At 30.7% G+C, this 25,204-nt stretch carries 22 protein-coding genes, 1 tRNA gene and 1 pseudogene; 21 read left to right on the forward strand and 3 right to left on the reverse strand.

Features of this window, described 5'->3' with window-relative positions; all coding sequences use genetic code 11:
- Both N4A57_RS16150 and N4A57_RS16155 read left to right on the forward strand, forming a co-directional pair.
- Positions 1–124 (forward strand): IS3 family transposase (locus tag N4A57_RS16150; RefSeq protein WP_293658522.1); only part of this gene is annotated, 124 nt, incomplete at its 5' end.
- 25 nt (positions 125–149) lie between these two features.
- Positions 150–560: pseudogene (locus N4A57_RS16155) on the forward strand (alpha/beta hydrolase); the annotation flags it as partial.
- A gap of 131 nt (positions 561–691) precedes the next feature.
- On the opposite strand, the gene N4A57_RS16160 reads toward N4A57_RS16155, so the two are convergent.
- A tRNA-Ala gene (locus N4A57_RS16160) sits at positions 692–765 on the reverse strand.
- Between the two features lie 170 nt (positions 766–935).
- On the opposite strand from N4A57_RS16160, the gene N4A57_RS16165 reads away from it, so the two are divergent.
- From N4A57_RS16165 to N4A57_RS16210, 10 genes are all read left to right on the forward strand, one after another.
- The gene (locus N4A57_RS16165) at positions 936–1,364 is read left to right on the forward strand and encodes a flavodoxin (RefSeq protein ID WP_293659082.1); all 429 of its coding nucleotides are present in this window, start codon (positions 936–938) and stop codon (positions 1,362–1,364) included.
- A 343-nt stretch (positions 1,365–1,707) separates the two neighbouring features.
- Positions 1,708–2,319: a dihydroxyacetone kinase subunit DhaL gene (gene dhaL, locus N4A57_RS16170; RefSeq protein WP_293659131.1), complete on the forward strand. Its 612-nt coding sequence runs from the start codon at positions 1,708–1,710 to the stop codon at positions 2,317–2,319.
- 29 nt (positions 2,320–2,348) lie between these two features.
- Complete coding sequence (locus N4A57_RS16175) at positions 2,349–3,347, forward strand: dihydroxyacetone kinase subunit DhaK (RefSeq protein ID WP_293659083.1); 999 nt, start codon at positions 2,349–2,351, stop codon at positions 3,345–3,347.
- A 15-nt stretch (positions 3,348–3,362) separates the two neighbouring features.
- Positions 3,363–4,244 carry a 3-hydroxy-5-phosphonooxypentane-2,4-dione thiolase gene (gene lsrF / locus N4A57_RS16180; RefSeq protein ID WP_293659084.1) on the forward strand — a complete coding sequence of 294 codons (882 nt, stop codon included), beginning with the start codon at positions 3,363–3,365 and terminating at the stop codon, positions 4,242–4,244.
- Between the two features lie 37 nt (positions 4,245–4,281).
- Positions 4,282–4,818 (forward strand): DUF1097 domain-containing protein, encoded by a 537-nt coding sequence (locus N4A57_RS16185; RefSeq protein ID WP_293659085.1) that lies wholly within the window; start codon positions 4,282–4,284, stop codon positions 4,816–4,818.
- Between the two features lie 28 nt (positions 4,819–4,846).
- Positions 4,847–5,158 carry a hypothetical protein gene (locus tag N4A57_RS16190; RefSeq protein WP_293659086.1) on the forward strand — a complete coding sequence of 104 codons (312 nt, stop codon included), beginning with the start codon at positions 4,847–4,849 and terminating at the stop codon, positions 5,156–5,158.
- 196 nt (positions 5,159–5,354) lie between these two features.
- The gene (locus N4A57_RS16195) at positions 5,355–6,293 is read left to right on the forward strand and encodes a sugar-binding transcriptional regulator (protein WP_293659088.1); all 939 of its coding nucleotides are present in this window, start codon (positions 5,355–5,357) and stop codon (positions 6,291–6,293) included.
- A gap of 350 nt (positions 6,294–6,643) precedes the next feature.
- Positions 6,644–8,656 (forward strand): UvrD-helicase domain-containing protein, encoded by a 2,013-nt coding sequence (locus N4A57_RS16200; RefSeq protein WP_293659090.1) that lies wholly within the window; start codon positions 6,644–6,646, stop codon positions 8,654–8,656.
- A complete protein-coding gene (locus tag N4A57_RS16205) occupies positions 8,646–10,736 on the forward strand; it encodes an ATP-dependent helicase (RefSeq protein ID WP_293659091.1) in 2,091 nt (696 codons plus the stop codon). The genes N4A57_RS16200 and N4A57_RS16205 overlap by 11 nt, the downstream gene beginning before the upstream one ends.
- Positions 10,730–11,461 (forward strand): PD-(D/E)XK nuclease family protein, encoded by a 732-nt coding sequence (locus tag N4A57_RS16210; protein ID WP_293659092.1) that lies wholly within the window; start codon positions 10,730–10,732, stop codon positions 11,459–11,461. Before N4A57_RS16205 ends, N4A57_RS16210 begins: the two co-directional genes overlap by 7 nt.
- A gap of 22 nt (positions 11,462–11,483) precedes the next feature.
- Here N4A57_RS16210 and N4A57_RS16215 read toward each other — a convergent pair whose 3' ends face one another.
- Both N4A57_RS16215 and N4A57_RS16220 read right to left on the reverse strand, forming a co-directional pair.
- Positions 11,484–13,211 (reverse strand): ABC transporter ATP-binding protein, encoded by a 1,728-nt coding sequence (locus tag N4A57_RS16215; protein ID WP_293659093.1) that lies wholly within the window; start codon positions 13,209–13,211, stop codon positions 11,484–11,486.
- Between the two features lie 122 nt (positions 13,212–13,333).
- Complete coding sequence (locus N4A57_RS16220; RefSeq protein WP_293659094.1) at positions 13,334–13,600, reverse strand: late competence development ComFB family protein; 267 nt, start codon at positions 13,598–13,600, stop codon at positions 13,334–13,336.
- A gap of 139 nt (positions 13,601–13,739) precedes the next feature.
- Between N4A57_RS16220 and N4A57_RS16225 the strand changes: the two genes are divergently transcribed.
- The 9 genes from N4A57_RS16225 (at position 13,740) to N4A57_RS16265 (ending at position 25,188) form a co-directional block, all read left to right on the forward strand.
- The gene (locus tag N4A57_RS16225) at positions 13,740–14,099 is read left to right on the forward strand and encodes an ArsR/SmtB family transcription factor (RefSeq protein WP_293659095.1); all 360 of its coding nucleotides are present in this window, start codon (positions 13,740–13,742) and stop codon (positions 14,097–14,099) included.
- 17 nt (positions 14,100–14,116) lie between these two features.
- Positions 14,117–14,539 carry an NUDIX hydrolase gene (locus N4A57_RS16230; RefSeq protein ID WP_293659096.1) on the forward strand — a complete coding sequence of 141 codons (423 nt, stop codon included), beginning with the start codon at positions 14,117–14,119 and terminating at the stop codon, positions 14,537–14,539.
- 307 nt (positions 14,540–14,846) lie between these two features.
- Complete coding sequence (locus N4A57_RS16235) at positions 14,847–15,062, forward strand: hypothetical protein (RefSeq protein ID WP_293659098.1); 216 nt, start codon at positions 14,847–14,849, stop codon at positions 15,060–15,062.
- Positions 15,063–15,139: 77 nt separating this feature from the next.
- Positions 15,140–15,607 (forward strand): hypothetical protein, encoded by a 468-nt coding sequence (locus N4A57_RS16240; RefSeq protein WP_293659099.1) that lies wholly within the window; start codon positions 15,140–15,142, stop codon positions 15,605–15,607.
- Between the two features lie 65 nt (positions 15,608–15,672).
- A complete protein-coding gene (locus N4A57_RS16245) occupies positions 15,673–17,586 on the forward strand; it encodes a transporter substrate-binding domain-containing protein (protein ID WP_293659101.1) in 1,914 nt (637 codons plus the stop codon).
- A gap of 1 nt (position 17,587) precedes the next feature.
- Entirely contained in the window at positions 17,588–18,919 is a 1,332-nt protein-coding gene (locus tag N4A57_RS16250) for a sigma-54-dependent transcriptional regulator (protein ID WP_293659103.1), read from the forward strand.
- 134 nt (positions 18,920–19,053) lie between these two features.
- Positions 19,054–20,076, forward strand: a complete 1,023-nt coding sequence (locus N4A57_RS16255) for a TAXI family TRAP transporter solute-binding subunit (protein ID WP_293659104.1) — start codon at positions 19,054–19,056, stop codon at positions 20,074–20,076.
- 333 nt (positions 20,077–20,409) lie between these two features.
- A complete protein-coding gene (locus N4A57_RS16260) occupies positions 20,410–22,296 on the forward strand; it encodes a TRAP transporter permease (RefSeq protein ID WP_293659105.1) in 1,887 nt (628 codons plus the stop codon).
- A 189-nt stretch (positions 22,297–22,485) separates the two neighbouring features.
- The gene (locus tag N4A57_RS16265; RefSeq protein WP_293659106.1) at positions 22,486–25,188 is read left to right on the forward strand and encodes a sensor histidine kinase; all 2,703 of its coding nucleotides are present in this window, start codon (positions 22,486–22,488) and stop codon (positions 25,186–25,188) included.
- Positions 25,189–25,204: the final 16 nt, after the last annotated feature.

Raw genomic sequence — 25,204 nt, forward strand, 5'->3', positions numbered from 1 at the left:
ACAATTAGAATACGAATTGTTTGATTACGTAAATTGGTATAATAACCACAGGATACATGGGTCGTTAGATTACCTAACCCCTGTAGAATATAGATTAATGATGTCCGATAAAAAAGTGTCCTAAAAAGTGTTGACAATCCACTTTTAATACTATAAAAGATAGAAAAGGAAGATATATAGGAGGAATATCTGCTGGAGGATATGTAGCTTTTCACAATACATTTCGACATCAGCATATGTTTTCAAAAGTAGGAGGGCATATGCCTGCTTTAGAACTGGAACTTGATGATGAAGACAAGGCATATTATAAAGATATACATGTATGGGAAAAATATGATCCAATATATATTGCAAGAAATAATAATATTTCTTCTCATATTCATGTCTATCTTGATGCGGGAGATAAGGATGAAGGTAGATTTTATGAAGGCTGCTCAATTTTACATAAAATATTGAAAGAAAAAGGGATAAATTCTCAAAATTATATATTTGCTGGTAATCATAGTGCTGAATATATACAATCAAATATTGAAAAATATCTAAAATTTTATGGATGTTAATATATTGTGGACAGGTCTTGTGTAATTTATGCAGGTATAGAAAATGATAAACTACTCTCTATATACGCTGGCCCACGTGTATAGTTTAAATAGCAAAAAAACTCTAGTATAAAAACTAGAGTTTTTTCTATTGGTGGAGCCAACGGGAGTCGAACCCGTATCAATAGACTGCCAGTCTACTATTCTCCCATTGAACTATGGCCCCAAAAGATTGTACCTACAAATAATATTTTAAAATAAATTATAAATAATGTCAACAAATATTATTTCAAATTAATCATCAAAAAATTCCAATTTAACTATTTACAAATAATAAATAATATGGTAAATTATAAGTGCGATTGATAATCATTATCAGAAAAGGAGAGAGAATTCATGAAAAAAGCAGTTATAATATATTGGAGTGGAACAGGAAATACAGAAGCTATGGCTCAATCAATTTGTGAGGGAGTTAAAAATAAAGGTGTAGAAGTAAACTTAGTAAGTGTTGACGATGCAGATGTAAGCATGGTAGAAAATGCTGATTTTGTAGCATTAGGTTGTCCTTCCATGGGAGCAGAAGTATTAGAAGAATATAGTATGGAACCTTTTGTAGAAAGTCTTAAAGACGTAAGTTTAGGTGGTAAGAAGTTAGCTCTATTTGGTTCTTATGACTGGGGTGACGGTCAATGGATGAGAGAATGGGAAGAAAGAATGAGTGATTATGGTGCTGATTTAGTTGGTGATGGATTAATAGTTCATTTAACTCCAGATAGTGATGGAGAACAACAATGTGTAGAACTAGGTGAAAAACTAGTTGGATAATAAATTTAGTATGTACTTAAAACTTTACATGGAATTAATGTAAAAACCTCTAAAAAGTTATGCGTATATTTGGCTCTTATCTATTAATGGATAAGAGTTCTTTTTTTGAATATAGTTAAAAAATTTTATGTAGTGCAGCATATTAAGAAATTAAGCTCGTTAAAAAACTCTAGTATAAAAACTAGAGTTTTTTTACTGTTAGAGATAAGGGAAGTGAAAATCGTATAAATATATATTGTGTATAATCTTTGGGATAAAAAAATAAAATACATATTAACAAAAGCAATAACATATGTTATTATATACATAACAAATGTAAAGGGGGGGCTATGGCGTGTTGGATATGAAATTGTGGAAGAAGATGTTATTATCATGTGTAGACTTACTTAAATCAAATACAAAATATTTGTGTGAATTAGATAGTATTGCAGGGGATGGAGATCATGGAGTAACTATGGGTCGCATTGCATCTTGTATAGAAAATAGAATTTATAATCATGAGGAAAATGATTTCATAAAGAAAATAAATGAAGATTTGAGTATGGATCTTATGAATGTAAACGGAGGTTCTGCAGGTCCTCTCTATGGAACTATTTTTGAAGGAATGGGAGAAGGCATAGAAGAGAAAGAATCTCTAAGTACCCAAGAAGTTAAAAATATGTTTAAAGAATCAAAGGAAGCTTTTAAAATAATATCAAAAGCAAAATTAGGAGATAAAACACTGGTAGATGCCTTTTATCCAGCTGTAGATGCTATTGTAAATAGCCAAGGAGGATTAGTGGAAATTATTGAAGCTGGCGCTAAAGCAGCAGAAGAAGGGGCTGAAAATACTAAAAATTATATAGCTAAATTTGGAAGAGCTAAGAATGTGGGAGACAGAAGTATAGGACATAAAGACCCAGGTGCAGTATCTATTTCATTGTTTTTCAAAGGTTTGTATGAAGGTGCAAAATAAAAGAAAAATAAAAAAGGGGGACATGAATTATGGTAATGAAAAAATTTATTAACGATGCTGAAAATTTAACAAGGGAACTTCTTGAGGGATTAGCCTTATCTAATCCAAACACAATCACATTGACAGATACAAATTTAGTAGTTAACAAAAAGCTTGAAGAAGCAGATAGGGTTACAATTGTAACTTTAGGTGGTACAGGTCATGAACCAGCTTTAAGTGGTTTTGTAGGAGATGGAATGGTGGATATTTCTGTACCTGGAGACATTTTTGCGGCACCTGGTCCAGGTGGATGCATTGAAGCAATTAAGATGGCAGAAAAAGGAAAAGGTGTATTGTTTGTAGTTTTAAATCACGCAGGTGATATGCTAACTGGAAATCTTACTATGAAAAAAGCTAAAAAAGAAGGATTAAATGTAGTAAAAGTTGTAACTCAAGAAGATATTTCAAATGCTCCAAGAGAAAATGGAGATGATAGAAGAGGATTAGTTGGTTGTGTACCCCTTTATAAAATTGCAGCAGGAGCATCTAAAAAGGGAAAATCTTTAGAAGAGGTAGCTACTATTGCACAAAGATTTGCAGATAATATGGCTACAATAGCCGTAGCTTGCTCAGGAGCTACTCATCCTGCCACAGGTATGAAGATATCTCAATTAGGTGACGATGAAATGGAAATCGGTATGGGTCAACATGGCGAAGGTGGCGGTGGCCGTACTAAAATGAAGAGTGCTGATGAAACGGCTGAAATAATGATGGATGCATTACTTAAGGATTTAAATATAAAATCTGGAGAAAAATTAATGGTTATTATAAATGGATCAGGAGCAACTACATTAATGGAGCAATTGATCGTTTATAGAAAATGTCATAAATATCTTGAAAGTAAAGGAATTGAGGTTGTTGCTAGCCTTGTGGATGAAATCCTTACTGTTCAAGAAGCTGGTGGATTTCAAATGTTTATTGCCAGAATGGATGATGAATTATTAGAATATTGGAATGAACCATGTAATACACCTTATTTTAAGAAATAGATTGGAGGAGATCATATGGCGGATAAAGACGGAATGAAATTAGCAAAGGATTATGGAATAGATATAAAACCTCCAAAGCAAACTTTTCATGTAAAGGGAATGGATCATGTTGATTGGGGAATGAAAAATAGATTATCTAAAATATTTAATCCTAAAACGGGAAGAACCCTCATGTTGGCCTTTGATCATGGGTACATCATGGGTTCCACAGCAGGTCTTGAGAGACTTGATTTATCAATTCCACCCCTTATGGAAGATGCTGATTGTCTTATGGCAACTAGGGGAGCCCTAAGATCATGTATTATGCCAGATCATAATAAGGCTATTGCCCTTAGATGTTCAGCTGGAAGTTCTGTATTAAAAGATGATATGAGTCATGAAGTAATAGGTGTTCATATTGATGATGCCATTAGAATGAATGCCACATGCCTAGCTATTCAATCTTTCATAGGAGCAAGTGGCGAGTGTGAATCAATTAATAATATTGTAAAGGCAGTAGATGTGGGAAACCGTTATGGCATACCAGTTTTAGGTGTCGTTGCTGTAGGAAAAGAAATGGAAAGGACGCCTAAGTACTTTTTATTAGCTACTAGAATGCTTGCTGAATTTGGAGCAAGTATAGTAAAAACTTATTATTGTGACGACTTTGAAAAAATAACAGCTGCATGTCCAGTACCTATAGTAATAGCTGGAGGTAAAAAAGTATCGGAAAAGAAAGCTCTAGAAATAACCTATAGAGCTATACAGCAAGGAGCAGCTGGGGTAGATATGGGCAGAAACGTATTCCAGGCAGAGAATCCTAAGGCCATGATAAAAGCAGTAAGATCTGTAGTTCATGAAGGATTTTCTGTGGAAAAAGCTTTTAAATTATATGAGGATTTAAAAAGGCAAATATAATTAACTTAATAATATGATAGCTAAGGGGGATTAAGCTGTGAAATTTAGTAAGTTTATAGTTATTCCAATTATCATAGCCATATTGGCATTTACCATTCAGATTGTGGATCAATTGTTAAGTCCCTTTATGCCACCAGCAGGAAATAGTGGTTTTGGTTGGATTGCTTTTCAAGCTTGGGCCATGTACTTTATGGCAGGGTGTAATGTTACTGGAGGAATAAAGGTATTTTTAGGATACTTCAGCGGTATTGTTGTATCAATTGGGATTATGGTTTTAGGTGGAAATTTAATAGGAATGGGAATTGGATTTTTAAGTTTTCCTATAGCAGTATTTTTAATGGTTCTTCCAACCATATGTTTAGAGAGAGTACCTTGGTTTGACTATATTCCAGGAGTCTTTGTGGGAGCAGGTGTATTCTTTGGATTTATGAGCTATGTTAAAGGAGCCACTTTTAGCAATGGAATGTTTACTGAATTAGTTTATTGTGCATTAGGGTTAATTTATGGATATGTTACTGTAGTTCTTAGAACTAAATATGAAGAATCTATTAAAACTGAAAATAGCCAAATTTAGAGTTTATGTGAAAAGGAGTGGTATTTATATGGAATTTATGCATATTGGTGTTGTTACGGATAAGGTGCAAGAAAATGAAAATTATGCAGAAGATTTAAAGGTTTATATTACAGATCCTGAAGCTAGTGAGTTTAAATTTGAGTATTTGAGATTCGAAGAGGATACTCCACTACCTGAGGTAATGCAAAAAAATCCCCATGTGGCATTTAAAGTAAATAACTTAGATACTTATCTAAAAGAGAATGACGTGGTTGTGGAACCTTTCATGGCTGAAGAAAATTTAAGAATAGCATTTATTATTAAGGATAATTTACTTATGGAATTAATGGAGGAGTGCTAGGCGGGAAATACATAATGATTTTATAGGTAAAGAAAGAAGTCTTCGTAATTTTAAGAAGACTTCTTTTGTTTTGTAGGCTTGACAAATGTTATGACGTAAGATAATGTAAACGTGTAATGTTTATAAATGGGGAAGAAGGCAGATTAATAATAGTATTTTTCAAAGATTATTCAAAGTTAAAAGAGAGGTGATAATAGTGTCTGATATAAATGAGGTAGCAAAATTGGTAGAAGTCTCAAAAATGTATTATGAAGATAATATGACACAAGCAGAGATAGGAAGAAAAATTCAAGTATCAAGGCCCCTTGTAAGCAAAATGCTTAGTAGAGCAAAAGAACTTGGTATTGTGAAGATTGAGATAAGGTCATTATTTTCAAGTAATGATTTAATTATGGGCCAAATTAGAAACGTGTTTAATATAAAGGGAGGAGTCATAGTTCCTCAAGGTAAGACTGAATATATTACGAAACAAACTGTACTTAATCATTCTATTCAATATATAAAGGACATGCTTGCAGAAACAAAATCAGTAGGTTTAGGATGGGGATATACTATAGGAGCATTGGTTGATGGACTAGAAAAAATAGAAGATGCTTCCAGATATGAAGGAGAAATATGCCCTTTAATTGGAACGGCAAATATTCCTAATAAAAGTTATCATCCTAATGATCTAGTTAGGATTTTTTCAAATAGTACAGGATTAAAACCATCTTTCATATATGCACCAGCCTTTCCAACTACAAAGGAAGAAAAGGACATATATTTACAAACAGAAAACTTTAGAAGTATAGATGAACAATGGGATAGTCTAGATATAGTTATTATGGCAGTGGGAAATTTTCCATCTGTACCTGATCAGGCAACTGCCAGTAGGTTTGGTAAAAAATTAATACAGGAAAAGGCTGTTGGTGTATTTTTGTCTTATTACTTTAATAAAGATGGGAAAATTATAAAAAGTAAAGATGATCATGTGATGCATATTTCTTTAGAAAAATTAAGTAGGGCTAAAAAAGTTATTGCCATTTGCATAAATGCGAGTGTAGATGCAATTATTGGTGTATTGAGAACTGGATTTGTCACACATATTATTATGGATGAAAAAACAGCTACAGAAGTAATCATGAATAAGGTATAAATTCAGAGACAGTAGATATTATCTACTGTCTTTTAAATCTACTTTAAGGTATGTATAGATTTATTATGTGTAAACTAGTTTTATGTGAGCCTACTTCAGGAAAATATATTGAAAAATTTTTCCATTGAAGTCCTTGTCACAAGCGAAAGTGTGAATCTTCGTAGATAGGTTTATGAGTCATGTTCAAGCAGCATAGGATGTTGTGACGTTCCTCAATTCCAAAAATTTTCAATATATTTTCCCTTGTAGGCAAGTTACTGTATAAAACAAATTTAAAATCAAGAAATCTATAAATAAGGTAAAACTCTAAAAAAAGGATAATAAATTTTAGTTGTAGAAATATATAAAGTATGAATAAATATGAAACCTATAGTGATGGGGTGATTAAAATAGACAGGATATTTCAAAATTTCCCGGGAAAATTTTTAATAGATGGGGAAAGGAATAGTGGAAAGACTAGTGGGGCCATAAGGCTATATAAAAAGTTAATAGAAGAAAATATTAGTAGTGATAAAATATTGGTCATATACTTTGGAGCTATGGCAGGGTTAAATTGGAGAGAAAAATTAGTATTCCCTAGTATTAACAAAATAAATGGGCAAACCTATTATTCTTTCATTAAAAATGAATTAAACATATATTGGCCTATAGTTTTAAAAAATTGTCATAGGATTAATAAAAGGATAATTAAGCCTAAATTCATGTCCTATGATTTGAGTTATTACATGATGAAGCTTTTAGTTAATCATTATAGGAATAAAAAGAATATGTTATTAGATATTACATCATCATCGGAGAAAGTAGCAAGGACTCTCATAAGCAATATTAATATTTGTGCAGAAAATCTTGTGGATTTTGAAAAGATAGGGGAAAAACTATTTTATTCATTGGACCTAGCTAATACCCTTGAGAAAAACACCTATGATGAAATAAATACTGTAATTAATCAATATATAAGTAGTTTAATTCAAAAGGGAACTATAGATTATGCTTTAAGTGTGTACTTATATAATGAATTTTTAATTAAGGATGAAGCGTATTTAAAAAACTTAGAAAGTAGATTTGATTATGTTATGGTAGATGATTTTGAAAAAAGCAATAAGGCCATATTAAACCTTGTAAACAAAATAGAACCTAAGGGATTATATTTATTTGGCAATATGAAGTTTAATAGGGAGTATACTAAAGATTTACTAGATTATATAAACAATTCATTTGAAACTATAAACTTACCCTGTGAAAGGGAGAAAAACCTAGTAGGAGATTTTGTAGAGTCATTTGTAGATTATCATATGAAGGGAAAGTTATCTATTAAAAGTAATCCTTCTGTGAAAATAGATAATAATCATATACTTAGGGGGCAGATGATAGAAGGAATTTGTCATAGGATAGAAAGATTATTTGATGAGGGGTATAAGGGCAATGATGTGGTAATAATCACACCTATTAAGGATGAAATTCTAGAGTACAATATAAGGAAAAAGTTTGAAAATACTAATATAGTTACCTTTGTTAATTCTGATAGAATAAGTAAAGATGAGCATATGCACTCCCTTATATTCTTGTGTGGTCTATGTAAAGATTTTAAAAGAATAAACTTTAATAGGGATGATTATAAAAAGTTTTTTATAAATTATTTTCATTTAAATATGTTAGATGCCTCTAGGCTAGGGGATGAAGCCTATGAAAGGGGATTTTTTAATGTGGATTTTCCTATGGATGAGTACCGTGGGTTAAAATCATATATGGAAGAGATGATTAAGGAAAATAACAGAATAGATAAATTAATGGAGAAAGTATATATAGATAAAATATTAAAAATGAAGGATGGGGAAAAAAAGGCTGGTATTGTGAAAAATATAATAGATACTAGTTCAAACTTTATGGATATAATGGAGGATTTCAATAAAATAAAGTATCCAGAGGAAAAACTTTTAAATATACTAATTGATGAAAAAATAAAATTAAATAAAATAAATGACTTTAGACAATTAAAAGACAATAAAGATACTCTGTTTATAATGACTCCAGATACATATATAAATTCCAATTTAAATAATAAAATCCAAATATGGGTAGATATAAGCAGCAGTACATGGAGTATGAGAACTAAAAAGGAATTATCAAATCCCCATGTGTTTAAGGTGGATAAGGACAAATATACTACCTATACGGAAGAGTTGGAAAATATACTTCAAAGACAAATTATATTATACAATGTGAGTACCTTATTAAGGGCCTGCACAGATAAGGTGTACTTTTTTTCAAGTGAGTATTCTAAAAGGGGATATGAACAAAATAATGTCATGTATGATATGTTATTAGATCCTTTAGAAAAGTTTGGTGATAATTATGAATTATAGGGAAGATCAAAGAAGTATAATGGAATATGATGGGGGGACCATGGCCGTTGGGGCGGTTCCAGGAGCTGGAAAGACTTTCATAGTGGCAAATTTAGTGGCAAAGCTCATAGAAGAAAAGAAACATTTGCCTGGGAAAGTCCTCATAGTTACTTATATGAATAGTGCTGTAACTAATTTTAAAAATAGAATAGGAAGTATTTTAAAAGAAAAAAATGTGGGAACTAAAAGGGACTTTGAAGTTATGACTATCCATTCCTTGGCCTATAAGATACTTAGGGAAAAACCAGATGTGGTGGGAGTAAATGAGGATTTTGAAATATTAGACGAAGATAAAAAGAAATTTTTCATTAATGAGGCCTTAAACAAATGGTTAAAAAACCAGGGTGAGACTATTTTTAAAAGCCTTTTGAAAAGTCCAAAGAATCAAGTTCAATATGATAGATGGAAAGGTGAGTTTATCAATATAAGTGGTGGAATCATATCCAAGTTAAAATTAATGGATATGAAACCAAGGGACTTTAATGAAAAGATAGTTGGAAATTATGATCCATTACTTAAGGCCCTAGGAATAATATATGAAGAATATGATAAGAGTTTGAAGGTACATGGATTTATAGACTATGATGATATTTTAAATATGGCTTATAAGATCATAAAGAAGGATAGGGATGCTAGGAAAAAGTTTCAGAAAAAGTATACTTATATATTTGAAGACGAATGTCAAGATTCTAATCTCATTCAATGTAAACTACTAAAATTATTATCAAAGGATAATGATAACTTAGTTCGGGTGGGAGATTTAAACCAAAGTATAAATGGAACCTTCTCTGCATCAGAACCAAAACTATTTAAAGAATTTATGGATGAGGCATCTAAATCTTACTTGATGGATAGGGCTTCTCGTAGTTCAAAGGATGTTATAGGTGTGGCAAACTACCTGGTGGACTATGTGACCAATGAACATCCTACGAGTGAATGTAGACATGCCCTAATAGATCAAAGAATAAAGACGGTAAATAAGGGACCCTGGGGAGAAAATCCCATCACTGAAAAATATGGAGTCCATGCCTATGAGTTAGAAAGTGATAAAAGTGAAATAATAAAGACATTAAAATTGATAAAGGCCTTTAAAAAGAAAAATGATAATAAATCCATAGGAGTTTTATTACCAAGTAATGATGCAGTTAAAAAGTTAGGAGAATTACTTAAAAGGGAAGGAATAGAATATGAAGACTTATCATCCATGTCTGAAGAAAAATTTAAGGTTGTTAATTTAGCAATAGGGGTTATTAATTTCATAGATAGGCCCTATGATAAAAGGAACCTAATACATTTACTTAGTCTAATGGAGACAGAAGGATGGGAGTCTTTAGAAAGTTTAGATATACATTCCATATTAGAAGAAATAGATGGGGAAAGTAGGAATATTATATTAGATATTTTAAATATAAGGGACTTATCCTATGAAAACATATTAATTAAAATCATAGACATATTTAACTTGAAAGTAGAAGAAAGTTCCTTAATTGAAAGTATTATATCATATATACAGGTTTTTACAATGATAAATAAGAAAGCTACCCTAGGAGATATAGGCCAAAATTTAAAAGATAATAAGAGGGTATTTTTGTCTATGGTTGAAGTTGTTTCAGATATAATTGGATATGAACCTAGGAAAGACAAGGTCACCATATGTACTTATCATAAATCAAAGGGCCTTGAGTGGGATCTGGTTTTTTTACTTAATTTAACTAAATACAACTTTCCCTCTAGATTTACAGATAGCATAAGATCAGAATGCTGGTATCTTAAAAGTACCTATGCTAATCCTAATGCTGTGTTAAATTCCCTAGTGGATAAATTAATTGGGAAGAGAATTGAAGGGAACTATAGTATAAATGCAAAGATAGATGTGATAAATGAAAGAATAAGATTACTTTATGTGGGAATAACTCGAGCTAAAGAGCATTTAATAATAATGAGTAATAGATTGAATTCTAAAATAAATAAAAAACAGGTTAGTAGTGAATATTTTAATATTTTAAGGGATTATGTGATTAAGGAGGAAGAGTCATGCTAGATATAAGAACTTTAGAAGATTTTCATCATAGTCAAAACTCTCTAAATACATTTAAACAATGTCCCTTAAAGTTCAAGTTAAAGTATATGGACAATATTAACTTTAAAAAGGATGAAGAGGGCTATTATGAAAATATAGAAACGGGACTAAATTTTCATTTATTATGTAACAGATATTTTATAGGTATAGATACTAGTATGGGAGAAGATACAAAGGATAAAGATAAATTAGAAGGTTGGATGAAAAGTTTAAAGAAAACTATACCTATAAATAAAGACCATACCTATTTAAGTGAATATACCATAAGAATGGCAATGGATGAGGTGAGATTACAAGCCAATTATGATTTAATAATATTAAAGGAAGATACCATAGAAATATGGGATTTTAAAACGGAAAGTAGAAAGCCCATATATAGGGATTTAGAAAAGAGAATGCAAACAATAGTTTATATGTATGTATTAATGGAAAATCTAAAATTGCTAGGAAAAACTATAGAATTTTCTAATCTAAAAATGATTTATTTCAATCCCCAATATGAAGATCAATTAATCCAAATAGATTATGATGAGTTTAAACATGAAGAAAATCATAAGAGTATAAAAAATATAATAGATAGGATAAAGGAATATGATTTTCAAGGGCTATTTGATAAAAGTATCTATGAAAAATACTGTAAGTACTGTGAATTTGAAAGAATATGTGAAGACAAAAGTGGATTTTAAAATTCATTTTTGTCTTTTTATTTTATAAAATTTCTGGGCTTTTAAACTCCAGGTCATATAAGTTTTTATAAAGGCCATTATTGTTAATAAGTTCATGGTGAGTACCTATTTCTTCCACTTGATTATTATTGAGAACTACTATCCTATGGGCATTTTTTATGGTCGATAGTCTGTGGGCTATTATGAGGGTTGTTTTTCCAGAAGATAGCTCTTTTAGTGAATTTTCAAGTATAGATTGGTTTTCAGAATCCAAGGAAGATGTGGCCTCATCAAGTATTAGGATAGAAGGGTTTTTTAGAAATACCCTAGCAATGGCGATTCTTTGTCTTTGCCCTCCTGATAACTGAATACCACCTTCACCTATGTAAGTGTCATAACCCCTATCAAGGGAAATAATGTAGTCGTGAATATTAGCAAGTTTTGCAGCTTGAATCACATCTTCATAGGAGCTATTTAAATTTCCATAGTGTATGTTTTCATAAATAGTTGAAGTGAATAAAAAAATATCTTGGTCAACTATACCTATATGGGATCTTAATGAATTTAAGGTGTAGTTTTTCAAACTATTATTATCTATTAAAATATCCCCATGACTAAGTTCGTAAAATCTTGGTATTAAATTACAAAGGGTTGTTTTCCCTACCCCCGATGGTCCCACAATGGCTAAAGTTTCTCCTTTGTTTACTTTTAAGTTTATTCCCTTTAATACATAATTTTCTTCATCATAGGAAAAAGATGCATTTTTAAATTCTATATGTCCATGACATTTTTCTAAGGGAAGGGCATGTTCATGGTCTTTAATATGTGATTTTATACTCATAAGCTCATGGAATCTATGAAATCCAGCCATGGCCGATTCATACTGCTGAGTAAATTGACTAATTCGCCTTATGGGTTGAATAAAGAAACCTGTATATAGTAGATAAGCCACTAAATCTCCATGGCTTATGGTACCTATCATAACTAAATATCCACCTAAAACTAAAACTACTACCCTTAAAATATTTATTAGAAAAAATATTCCTCCCATTAGGGTGGCCATAGATGAAAAACTCTTCTCCCTAGCTTTTTTGAATTCTAGATTTTCCTTGTTGAATTTTTTCATTTCGTATAATTGATTATTAAAGGATGTGGAAACTCTTATGCCTAATAGGGAGTCCTGTACTTGAGCATTTACCTTGGCAATTTCCTTTTTCTCCCTTTTGAAGGCACGAGACATTTTTTTACGTTTATTTATGGCGTATATGAGAAGTATGGGAATGAAGGAAAATACTACTAATGTTAAAAATACATTTATATTAATCAATATGATGAAGGAACCTATTATCATAAGGGAAGATAAAAATAAATCTTCAGGACCGTGATGGGCCAGTTCTGCAACATCATGTAAATCATTTACTATTCGACACATTAAGTGACCTATTTTGTTATTGTCATAATACTTAAAGGATAAACTCTGAAGATGTTTAAATAAATCCCTTCTCATGTCATGTTCTATCCTAACTCCTAGCACATGGCCCCAATAATTTATTATATAATTACATAGACCCTTTAAAATGAATAAACCAATCATTAAAAGGGAAATATTAAATAGTTTGTCTATTTCATTATTAGGAATTATATTGTTAATTATTTTTCTTGAATAGGCAGGAAAAGCTAAATTTACCAAACTAACTATTAAGGAAGCAGATAAATCTAAAATTAGAAGATGGGTATAGGGTCTATAATATGAAATGAATTTTTTAACCATAGGTACCTCCTTTCATAGAGTATTAAGTGTCATATTATATTATGCTCATAAATATGAAAAAATTTTATATACTTTTAGAGGTAAAAATTCACAACATAAAAGAGGGTGTAATATACACCCTCTTAAAGATCATGTCTAGGTTTAGAAGAAACAATTTCTATGGCCTTTGCTATTTCAGCCACCACATCAGATAGGAATTGCCTATCTAAACTATTTGCCTTTAAATAGGATTCTCCATCAGCCGTAGCCACATACATGGGTTTTAGATTATTTAAAGCTATGGCCTTAATATCAGTTTTGCACATGGAACAAGTACATATAAATGGATATTCATTTAGTGTCTTTTGTAATAAGTTATCAACAATATATTCCATATAATTTTTTAGCATTTTTTTATCTCCCCTATTAAACATATCATAATATAATTTTACATCATATACCCATTTATCTTCAAGAATTAATTTATACTAAATATTTATGTGAATTTTTGGTATTATATTTATATATGGACCATAATAGGAGGATTTTATGGAAAAAGATAGGATGATTTGTAATTGTAATATAATACATGAAGATGTGGTAAATGAAATAAGAAGGCATATGCCAGAAGAAGAAAAACTATATGACTTAGCAGAGTTTTTCAAAGTTTTTGGCGATGGGACAAGGATAAAAATATTATGTGCCTTAATGAATTCGGAAATGTGCGTATGTGATATAGCTGCACTACTTGATATGAAGCAATCGGCCATATCTCATCAGCTTAGAGTATTAAAGCAGGCAAGATTAGTTAAATACAGAAAAGAGGGGAAGATGGTATATTATTCATTAGATGATGATCACGTAAAGAATGTATTTGATCAAGGGTTTAACCATATAAACCATAGATAGGATTTAAGAGGTGGATTATGAAAATGGATGAATATTTACAGGGATGCACAGGGGTAGTAGTAAAGAAAGATAACTATATATTGTTAGGTGAAAGATGTGATGATCAAGGATGGTCATTGGCAGGAGGAAAGCAAGAAAAAAATGAGACCTTAGAAGGATGTGCCAAAAGGGAGTTAAAAGAAGAGTTTGGCATAGATTCATTGGAATTGAAATATTTAGGAAAAGTATATTCTAAAGCCATGGTAAAGGGTGTGGAGAGAAAAGTGTCTCCAACTATTTATTTATGTGAAAGGTTTAAAGGGGAAATAAATATAGATTTAAGGGAATTTAAGAATTATAAATGGGTTCATATAAATGATGTTTTAAATATTAGAAATCTATTTTTACCAAGTAAAGAAGGGATAAAACTTTTAATAAATGGGGATAGAGAAAAAATATGAGTTTGAAATATTTTCCTTTGAAATTATATGTACCTTTGGGTTCATTGCTTTAATAATGCTTATACCAAATTTAATATATGGCCAAAAGAGATGATAAGTCTTAATTAGGATTTATTATCTCTTCTTCTAATTTATGAGCTATTTTTATATTTTCTCATTTTAAAATATTTTTAGCCTTCTTTAAATTATTAGTTCATAAATATATATATATTTATATAAAGAAATAACAGTGAATAAGTTTAAATCATAGAATATAAATATATTTAATTTGATTATATGGTGAATAATAATGTATAGGAGGAATTTCATGAGTGAGAAATTATTGTTACAAGAAATTTTAAAGGAATTGGGAAAAATAAATACTAATTTAATTGAAATAAGGAATAATACATCTATTAAAAGGGATGAAAAAGAAGATTTACTTAAAATACAAGAAAAGACTAATAATAAAGGAGAATATTCCTGGGAGAGTTTAATGCCTCATACGGATAAATTAAATTCATATACAAAAAATAAAAAATAACATATACTATAATGTGTGATTTATTCTATTTATAGGCAGTAAGTGTAATAATTCTTTGGAAAGAGGTAAAGGAAAAAATGGCATACACAGTGATAGATTTATTAGATAAAATTATTTTAATAGAAGAAATGGCTAAAGAAATGTATGAGGAAATGGGAAAAAAATATGGTGAAGATATATACATGCGTACTATAGTTAATGTACTCGTAAGGGAAGAGGTAAGACACATAGAATACTATAATGATTTGAAAAAGAAATGTAAAGATGAAGAATCTATTGATTTTCATTTGTATGATAAAGCATCCTTTTTACTTAATAAATTTAAAGGAAACATAATTGTTCCAAATGTAGGTACAAAGGAAGAACTATTAAACTTTGCCATAGATTTTGAGAAGAAAAATGTGGCATTTTTGATAGATATAAAGGGAAGGCTTGTAACTAGTGTGAATGACTCAGAAAAATGCCTCTATAAGGTTTTAGAAATGATAATAGATGAAGAACAAAAACATGTGGACAATATAGAAAAATTTGTAAAATCTCACTAAATATGGTGGGATTTTATTTTATAATATAAGAATAGGAGGTGGGGATTATAAAAAAGATTATACTTATGTTCTTAATATTAATTTGTACAAACAGTGTGGTCTATTCAGAGGAAATAAAATCTAAAACCATAGTAATAGGGGGAGATAATAACTTTCCACCCTTTGAGTATGTGGATAAAAATGGTGTATTCAAGGGCTTTAATGTGGATTTGATTAGGGCCATAGCCATAGAAATGGGATTAGATGTGGAGGTTAAACTAGAGCCTTGGTTTAAGACTATGGTTAATTTAAACTCTAATAAAATCCATGCTATAGAAGGCATGAAATATTCGGAAGATAGAAATTTGTCATACGATTTTTCCAATCCCTATCTAAGGTCTTCTCAAATAATGTTTGTAAATGTGGATAATACTTATATAGTTCATTTACAAGATTTAAGGGGACAGAGGGTTGCTATCCAGAAAAATGATATTGCAATTGATTTATTAAATGGAATAGAAAATGTAAATATAATAGAATTTGAAAATCAGGAAAGGGCTTTAAAGGCCCTTATTACAAAGGAAGTGGATGTATACATAGGAAATAGATTAACGGGTCTTTACAATATACAAAAGAGCAATTATAGAAAATACATAAAAATGGTAGGGGAAGAAATAGATCCTAAAAATTATTGTATAGCTGTTAAAAAGGGAAATAAAGAAATAATAAGCATATTTAATGAAGGCCTTAGGAGAATTAAGTTAAATGGAACCTATGATAAAATCTATAAGAAATGGTTTGGAGAGAGAATTAATTTGTCCTATGAAATTGTAAAAAAAATAATTTATGGATTACTAGCAGGAATAATACTCTCTTTAATATTGGTATTTAATTTTTATAGATGGAATTATGTATTAAAAAGTGAAGTGAATTTAAGAACTCAAGAATTACAAAAGGAGTCCATATTTAAAGAACAAATATTAGATAGTATATTTAGTGGTCTCATAACTCTAGATAAGGATGAGTATATAACCCTTGTTAATAAAAGGGCCCTATCCGTACTTCGTATATCTAAAAGTAATCTGATGTATAAAAAAATCCATGATACCATAATAAAAGATTATTTTCCCATAGAGAAAATAAGGAAAGTATTAGAGGGAGAAAAGGAAATAGTTAATTTAGAAAAAAACATATGTATGGAAGAAAAGGATATGATAATTCAATATAATATATATCCAATAAATTATATTAAAGAGGATACTATGGGAGTTACAGTAACTTTTAAGGATATAACGAAGGAACGTATATTAAGAAAGGAAATTATGATAAAGGATAAATTAGAGGCCTTAGGAAGAATGGTAGCGTCCATAGCCCATGAAATAAGAAATCCACTAACGGCAATAAAAGCATATGTGGATATGATTCCATATAAATATGAAAACGAAGAATTTAGAAAAAGAATCAGTAAGGATGTGCCCTTAGAAATAGAAAGGCTAGATAAACTCATAACAAGTTTATTAAATTATTCAAAACCCAAAATTATACAAAAGAAATATTTTTTACTAAAAGAAGAAATGGATAATACTATAATCTTTTTCAAAGTTTTCATAAGAAAGATGAAGGTAGATCTAAAGATAAATGTGAAAGACAACATATATATTTATTTTCATAAGGAGGAATTTAGACAGATAATAATAAACCTATTGCTAAATAGTTTAGAATCCTTAAAGGATGTACAAAAGCCTATTATCCATATGGAAGCTTATGAGGAAGAAGGAAATGTTAATATAATCATTTCTGATAATGGTTGTGGCATAGAGAAAAAACATTTAGAACGTATATTTGAGCCCTTCTTCACCACAAAGGAAAAGGGTAGTGGATTAGGATTATTTACTAGTTATAGGCTAATAAAGGAAAATGAAGGTAAATTATATGTGGAAAGTGAAAAGAAGGTTGGAACTAAAGTGAAAATACAAATACCTATAAAAGGGGAGTTGTAATATGAAAAATCTATTGATTATAGATGATGAAAAGACCATTTGCTATTCGCTGAAATTTGTATTTGAAGACGAATTTAATGTATATACGGCAACTAATATATACGAGGTAAATGAACAAATAGAAAATAAAGAATTTCACATTATACTTCTCGATTTAAAGTTTGGTGATATAAGTGGGTTAGATCTACTAGATACATTGAATTTAAAACAAAAGAAATGTGAAATCATAATAATGACTGCCTATGGAAACATAGAATCATCTGTGAAAGCCATAAAAAAAGGTGCCTATGATTATATAATCAAACCCTTAGACATTCCTAAATTAAAGGTTCTTATAAGTAAAAGTTTAGAGAAAAACAGGGTAGAAGAGTTTGTTGAAGATGGTAAATACAATATATTAGGTACATCTAAAAAAATGAAGGAAGTATTTTATATAATAGATAAAATAAAGGATTTAGATATAGGTGTATTAATAGAAGGATCTAGTGGGACGGGAAAGGAACTCGTGGCTAAGGCTATTCATGAGTATGGAGGTCGAAAAGAGAAAAAAATAGAAATAGTCAATTGTGGGGCTATACCAGAAAATCTCATAGAGAGTGAACTCTTTGGACACAAGAGGGGAGCTTTTACAGGAGCTGATAGGGATAAGATAGGAAGATTTCAATTAGCCCATGGAAGTACTTTATTTTTAGATGAAATAGGGGATATGAATTTAAATTTACAAGTGAAACTACTCAGGGCCATCCAACAAAAGGAAGTATATTCATTAGGTGGTCATGAGTGTAAAAAAATTGATGTGAGGATTATTTCTGCCACTAACAAAGAGTTGAAAAGGGAAGTTAACATGGGAAATTTTAGGGAAGATTTATATTTTAGATTAAATGTGGTTAATATAAGGCTTCCTGATTTAAAGGATAGGAAAGAGGATATTCCCATATTAGTTAATAATTTTATAAAAGAAGCATCTACAAATATGAACAAGGAAATTGAAGGGATAGACGAAGAGTCCTATGAAGTACTTATGAATTACTCATATCCTGGGAATATACGAGAGCTTAAGAATATTATTAGGAGAACAGTGGCTTTAACAGATAATCATGTGATTAAAAGACAAGATTTACCTAGTGAATTGTGCATTAAAGGTAAAAAGAATATAAGTAGGGGGATAGTACCAATTAAAATAGGAACTAATTTAAGTGATGTGGAGAGGAAAATTATATTAGAAACCCTTAGGAATACAGGAGAAAACAGAAGAAAGGCAGCCCAAATACTAGGCATAAGCGAGAGAACCATAAGATATAAGTTAAAGGAATATAAAAATATAAGTAACTAATCAACGGAAATAATTTCCAAGTCTGCAAATTTTGCAGGCTTTTTTTCTTTGTGGATAAGTTGAAATCCTATTAAACAGGGGATTTTTATATTGGTATGGTCCTTGCAATGATAAAGGGAAAGGAGGGATTAAGTATGAAAAAGAAGGTTATAAGTTTATTTATGGTTATCCTACTAGTATTATCATTAGGAGCATGTGGACAAGAATCTACAGAAAGTGGTAGTGATACTAGTAATGAAAAACAATTTGTTACAGTAGTTACAGGTTCTACAGGAGGAACCTATTATCCCGTTGGAACTATATTTTCAACCCTATGGAATGAAAAATTAGGACATAAGGGTGTTGTTGCATCTGTTCAATCATCAGGCGGTTCTGTGGAGAATTTAAATATGTTAAAGGATGGGGAAGCAGAACTTGGAATTGCCATGGGAAATCTAACTTTATTTGCATATAAGGGAGAAGGGAAATTTAAGGATAATAAATTTGAAAATGTTAGATTTGTAACAGCCCTATGGCCAGATGTTACTCAAATAGTAGTAACAGAGGATGCTAATGTTAATTCATTGTCTGATTTAAAGGGAAAGAGATTTAATGTGGGAGGAGCAGGCTCTGGTACTGAGTATAGTACTAATTTAATACTAGAAAATGTGGCTGGCATAACTTTTAAGGATATTGAGGCTGAACACTTAGGATATTTTGAGGCTTCTAGTGCAATGCAAAATGGACAATTAACTGGAATGAATGCAGAAGGTGGATTACCAACATCTGCCGTATCCGAAGTCTTTGCAAGTAAAACTAAGGTTAAAATGTTAGAGTTTAGTAATGAGGACTATGATAAGTTACATGATGTGGCACCCTATTATGGACAGTTTACAGTACCCTCAGGTCTATACTCTAACCTAGATAAGGATGTGAAAACTGTAGGAATAAAGTCTACTTTAATAGCTAGTGCAGATTTAGATGAAGATCTAGTTTATGAATTAGTTAAGAATATTTATGAAAACTATGATGAAATATCATCATCCCATAAGGCTTTAGAATTTGTAAAGCTTGAAGAAGCTATAAAGGGTCTTCCTCCAGTCCCCCTTCATAAGGGAGCAGTAAGATATTTTAAAGAAAAGGGAATTGAGATTCCAAAGGAATTATTAGAAGAGTAGGTATATAGGGTTGAGAGATTAGAGTTAAGGAAAAAATCTATTAACTCTAATCTTTTATAGATTTGTTATGGGGAAATGGGCTTTATATGGGCCTACTTCAGGTAAATATCTTTTGATTTTTATCCATCTAAGTCGCCTGTCACATGCTAAAGTTTTAATTTTGAAATTAGGTTCACGTGTCATGTTTACTATGCTTAAAATATAGTGACGCTCCAGATTCCTAAAAATTAAAAGATATTTATCTTCGTAGGCAAATTACTGTATGAGGAAAGTTTAGAGTGGATAAATCTATAATTGATAAATGTAAATATAACATATAAGGAGGGGAATGGGATGAAAGAGAATAATAGTCATGGTGACAGGAGGTTAGCAGGTAAAGTGGCTTTCTTTGTTACCATGTATGCAGTATTTACCTCTTTGTTTCATGTGTGGATGAATAGTGCAAGTTTGATGATTGCCATAAAGAGAAATGCCGTTCATTTAGGGTTAATGTTAGGTCTTACCTTTTTAATGTACCCTGCAACTAAAAAAAAGTCTAACAAAAGGCCTTCTATATTAGATTGGATATTATTTGTATTAGGCATAAGTATAGGTTTATATATTTATATTACCTATGATAATCTTGTGGAGAGATCCTTAGTACCAAATAGTACAGACTATGTATTTGCAATTATGGCCATAATATTAACCCTAGAAGCAGGTAGAAGATGTGTAGGATATATACTTCCTTGTCTTTCTATAATTTTTATTTTATATGCTAAATATGGATATTTATTCCCAGGTATGTTAGCCCACAAGGGCTTTTCATGGAAGAGAATATTAACGAGAATGTATTTAACTGATGGAGGCATATTTGGAGTAACCTTAATGGTATCAGCTTCCTATGTATTTATGTTCATATTATTTGGGTCCTTCTTAAATAAAACAGGAACGGCTAAGTTTTTTAACGATTTTGCATTGGCCTTTGCAGGAAGACTTAGGGGAGGTCCTGCCCAAGTGGCAGTAATGGCCAGTGGTCTTATGGGAACTATAAGTGGTAGTTCTCAAGCCAATGTGGCAACTACAGGAAGTTTTACCATACCTCTTATGAAGGAAGTGGGATATGAACCTAGATTTGCAGGTGCTGTGGAGGCTGCTGCATCTACAGGAGGAATTCTCATGCCACCTATTATGGGGGCAGCATCTTTTATGATGGCATCTTTCTTGGGAATACCTTATGTTAAGGTTATGTATGCAGGCATAATTCCAGCTTTATTCTATTATTTTGCCATATTTACTATGGTTGATTTTGAAGCTAAAAAAACTGGCTTAAAGGGAATGGACAAGGATAAACTACCCATATTTAAAGAAGTTATGTTAAATGAGGGTCATTTAGTATTACCTATAATAATAATACTAATATTACTTATAAAGGGACTTACACCCCTTTATGCAGCCTTTTATGGATTAATAGCTACCATAGTTACAAGCTCCTTTAGAAAAAACACTAGAATGGATTTTAAGAAGTTCATAGAAGCTTTAGAAGAAGGAGCTAAAAGTGCCGTATCTGTGGCCATAGCCTGTGCAGTAGTAGGTTTTATAGTGGGTGTTGTGTCCATGACTGGCCTTGGTCAAGTGGTGGCCCATAATATTATTAAACTATCCTTTGGTCAACTTTGGCTTGCTTTAATATTGGTTATGATAGCATCCATATTCCTAGGAATGGGTCTACCTGCTACAGCATGCTATATTATAACTGCATCCATAGCAGCCCCAGCTTTAATAAAAATGGGGGTAAGACCAATAGCTGCTCATTTTTTTGCCTTTTATTATGGAACCCTATCGGCAGTAGTACCACCTGTGGCCCTAACCTCTTATACGGCGGCAGGTATAGCAGATGCTAATCCTACAAAGGTTGCCGTCACAGGGTTTAAATTGGCCCTTGCAGGAATAATGATACCTTTTATGTTTGTGTATTCTCCTATTATACTTATGGAAAATGTGACCATAGGATCTTTAATAATGACTATAATAACAGGTCTTATAGGTATTGTGGCATTAGCTTCAGCGGCAGAAAATTATTTTCAGGATAAAATGACTATAATTGAACGAATAAGTACCTTTATAGGAGCCGTATTATTAGTAAAGCCAGGAGTCATGTCTGATATGTTGGGACTTGGAATTCTAGCCATAATATTTATACTTCATAGAACAAGAATTAGGAAAAAAGCAATAGTATAGAACTATATGAGAAAAGGCGTATTATAAATGATTAATCATTCATAATACGCCTTTAAATTTTATTATATATATGAAATTTTAATAAAAAATCATCTTCGACAAAAGAAGACTTTATATGATGAAGGGGATAAAAGGTTTTTGTAGAAGTATCCTAAACAGGGAAATATTTACAAAATCAGGGGGATTAATATGATAAAAAGTCGAGGTAGGACTAAAGCACTTTTCATATGTATTTTTTTTGTATATATAGTTTTATTTAATATGGCCTATGGAGAAGAAAAAAAGCATGTACTTGTAATTCATAATTATGGTTGTGATGATACGTTGGGTGAAGAAATTCCCAAGGGGTTAAGAGCATTTGTGGATTATATGATAGTTACTAGGGAATGTCTAAAAATAGATAATTTTAGTGATGAACTATATATGGAAAAGTTATATGAACTTTATAAGGAAAAATATAAAAAGGGTCATATAGATGCAGTGATCACAGGAGATAGGGAGTCATTTTATTTTATAAAAAAATATGGAAGGGGCATATTTAAGGATGCACCAATTGTGGTAAATGCACATATTGCTAATAGGCAACAGGTGGAAAATATAATTAAAGAGGATGAAAAATTTTATGGTGTGTATACAAATATTAATATACAGTCAAATATGGAATTAGCCACCAATATGATACCCTATAACACGAATTTAGTATTTGTATTGGGGAAAAACTCACAGGGAGATTATTATAAAAATCAGTTAAAAAAACTGAAAAAAGAATATTATGAAAGGGGTAAAAGATTTGTAATAATAGAGGAAGAATCATTTGAAAGTACCCTTGAAAAGATGAAAAAAATAGAAAATCCCATATATTTCTTATTGACTAGTGAATTAAATAAGAATGGAAAAAGATTAAAAGTAGTAGATTTAATAGATGAAATGAATAAGGAATTAAATAAACCCTTATTTACAATATCAAAGGAAGCTGTAAAAAGGGGAGCAATAGGTGGACATGTGATGAGTTCTAAGGATAAAGGATTATTTATGGAAAATTTATTAAAGGATATATTAAATAAGGACTCCCATATTAAAAGGAGTATAATATATGATAAAAAAAGTTATATATTTAATTATGAATTGCTGAAAAAGTACAATATTTCACTCAATAAGGTTCCAAGTGGTAGTTCCTATATAAATATGGTACCTACCTATTATAGGGTATCTAAAAGTGTAGTTGGTATATGTATAACGGGGATTATAATAATGTTGGCCATAATAATATATTACCTTTTAATTAGTGTTAAAAAGGGCCATCGCGTAGAAGAAGAGCTTAAAGATAAAATAAAGTTTATGGAAGTATTAATAGAAACTATACCTAGTCCTGTTTATTATAAAAATCTTAAGGGAACTTATTTAGGTTGTAATAGGGCCTTTGCGAATTTCATGAATTTAAAAAAGGAAGACATAATAGGAAAAAATATAGAAGATATTATAGATAATGACTATACTAGAGCCTGTAAAGAAACGGATATACAACTTTTAAAAATGGGAAGAACAATATCCTATGAAAGTAATATGAAGAAAAAAGATGGATTTATGGGCCATGGTATTTTTTATAAGGCCACTTTTTCCGATAATAATGATCAAATTGCAGGCATATTAGGAGTAATACTAGATATAACAAATAGAAAGGAAATGGAAGTAGTTTTAAAGGAAAGTGAAGAAAGGTATAGGACCTTAGTAAACTCTATACCGTATTCCTTAGTAGCCATAAATAACGGAGTAATAGAATTTGCTAATGATAAAGCTGTAAAGGCATTAAATGCCAATGAAAAATATAAACTTATTGGAAAGAAGTTTTATGAATTTATGGATGAAGAAGATGTACAAAAGACTAAGGAGAGATTTGAGTATGTATTAAAAAATAAAAGGATAGCGCCTATGCAGGAAAGAAGATATAAAAAAATAGGTGGAGGATATGCAGAAATAGAAGTAACTACTATTCCGTACTTTGAAAATGGAACTACAAAAATATTAACCATAGGTAATGATATATCAGAGAGAAAGAAGAATGAAAAGTTAACAAAACAAATTAGAGAGGCTGAGGAACAGGATAAGATTAGAACAGAGTTTTTTGCCAATTTATCCCATGAGTTAAGAACACCTTTAAATGTCATATTAGGAAGTATTCAATTAATAGAAAGTGATAAAAAGGGAAATAGTTCTAGCTTATATAATAGGGTAAAGCGTATAAAAGTGTTAAAACAAAATTGTCATAGATTACTTAGATTGGTTAATAATTTAATAGATATAACTAAAATGGATGCGGGATATTTTCATTTGGATTTTAATAATTATAATATTATAAACATTATTGAGGATATTACCTTGTCTGTAGTAGAATACGTAGAACAAAAGGGATTAAATATAGTGTTTGATACGGATGTGGAAGAAAAAATAGTATCCTGTGATCCAGATGCTTTAGAAAGGATAATGCTGAACTTAATATCTAATAGTATTAAATTTAGCAATAGTGGTTCTACCATAAATATTAATATGGAGGATCATAGGGAGTATATATTAATAATTGTGGAAGATGATGGAATAGGTATAGAGGATACAAAGTTAAAGGAAATATTTAAAAGATTTAGACAGGTGGATAAATCCTTTAGGAGGAGGCATGAGGGCAGTGGAATTGGTCTATCCTTAGTAAAATATTTAATAGAAATGCATAAGGGTACTATAGATGTTCAGAGTGTTTATGAAAAGGGAACAAAATTTATTATAAAGTTGCCTGTAGCAGAAAGTCAAAGGGTAGATGAAATTGAAAATCACATGCCAGAAGGAATGATAGAGAATAGAGTGGAAAGGGTAAATGTTGAATTTTCTGATATATATAATTAAAAAGTAAAAAGCTTGT

The organism is Anaeromicrobium sp., from assembly GCF_025210435.1.
Lineage (GTDB): Bacteria > Bacillota > Clostridia > Peptostreptococcales > Thermotaleaceae > Anaeromicrobium.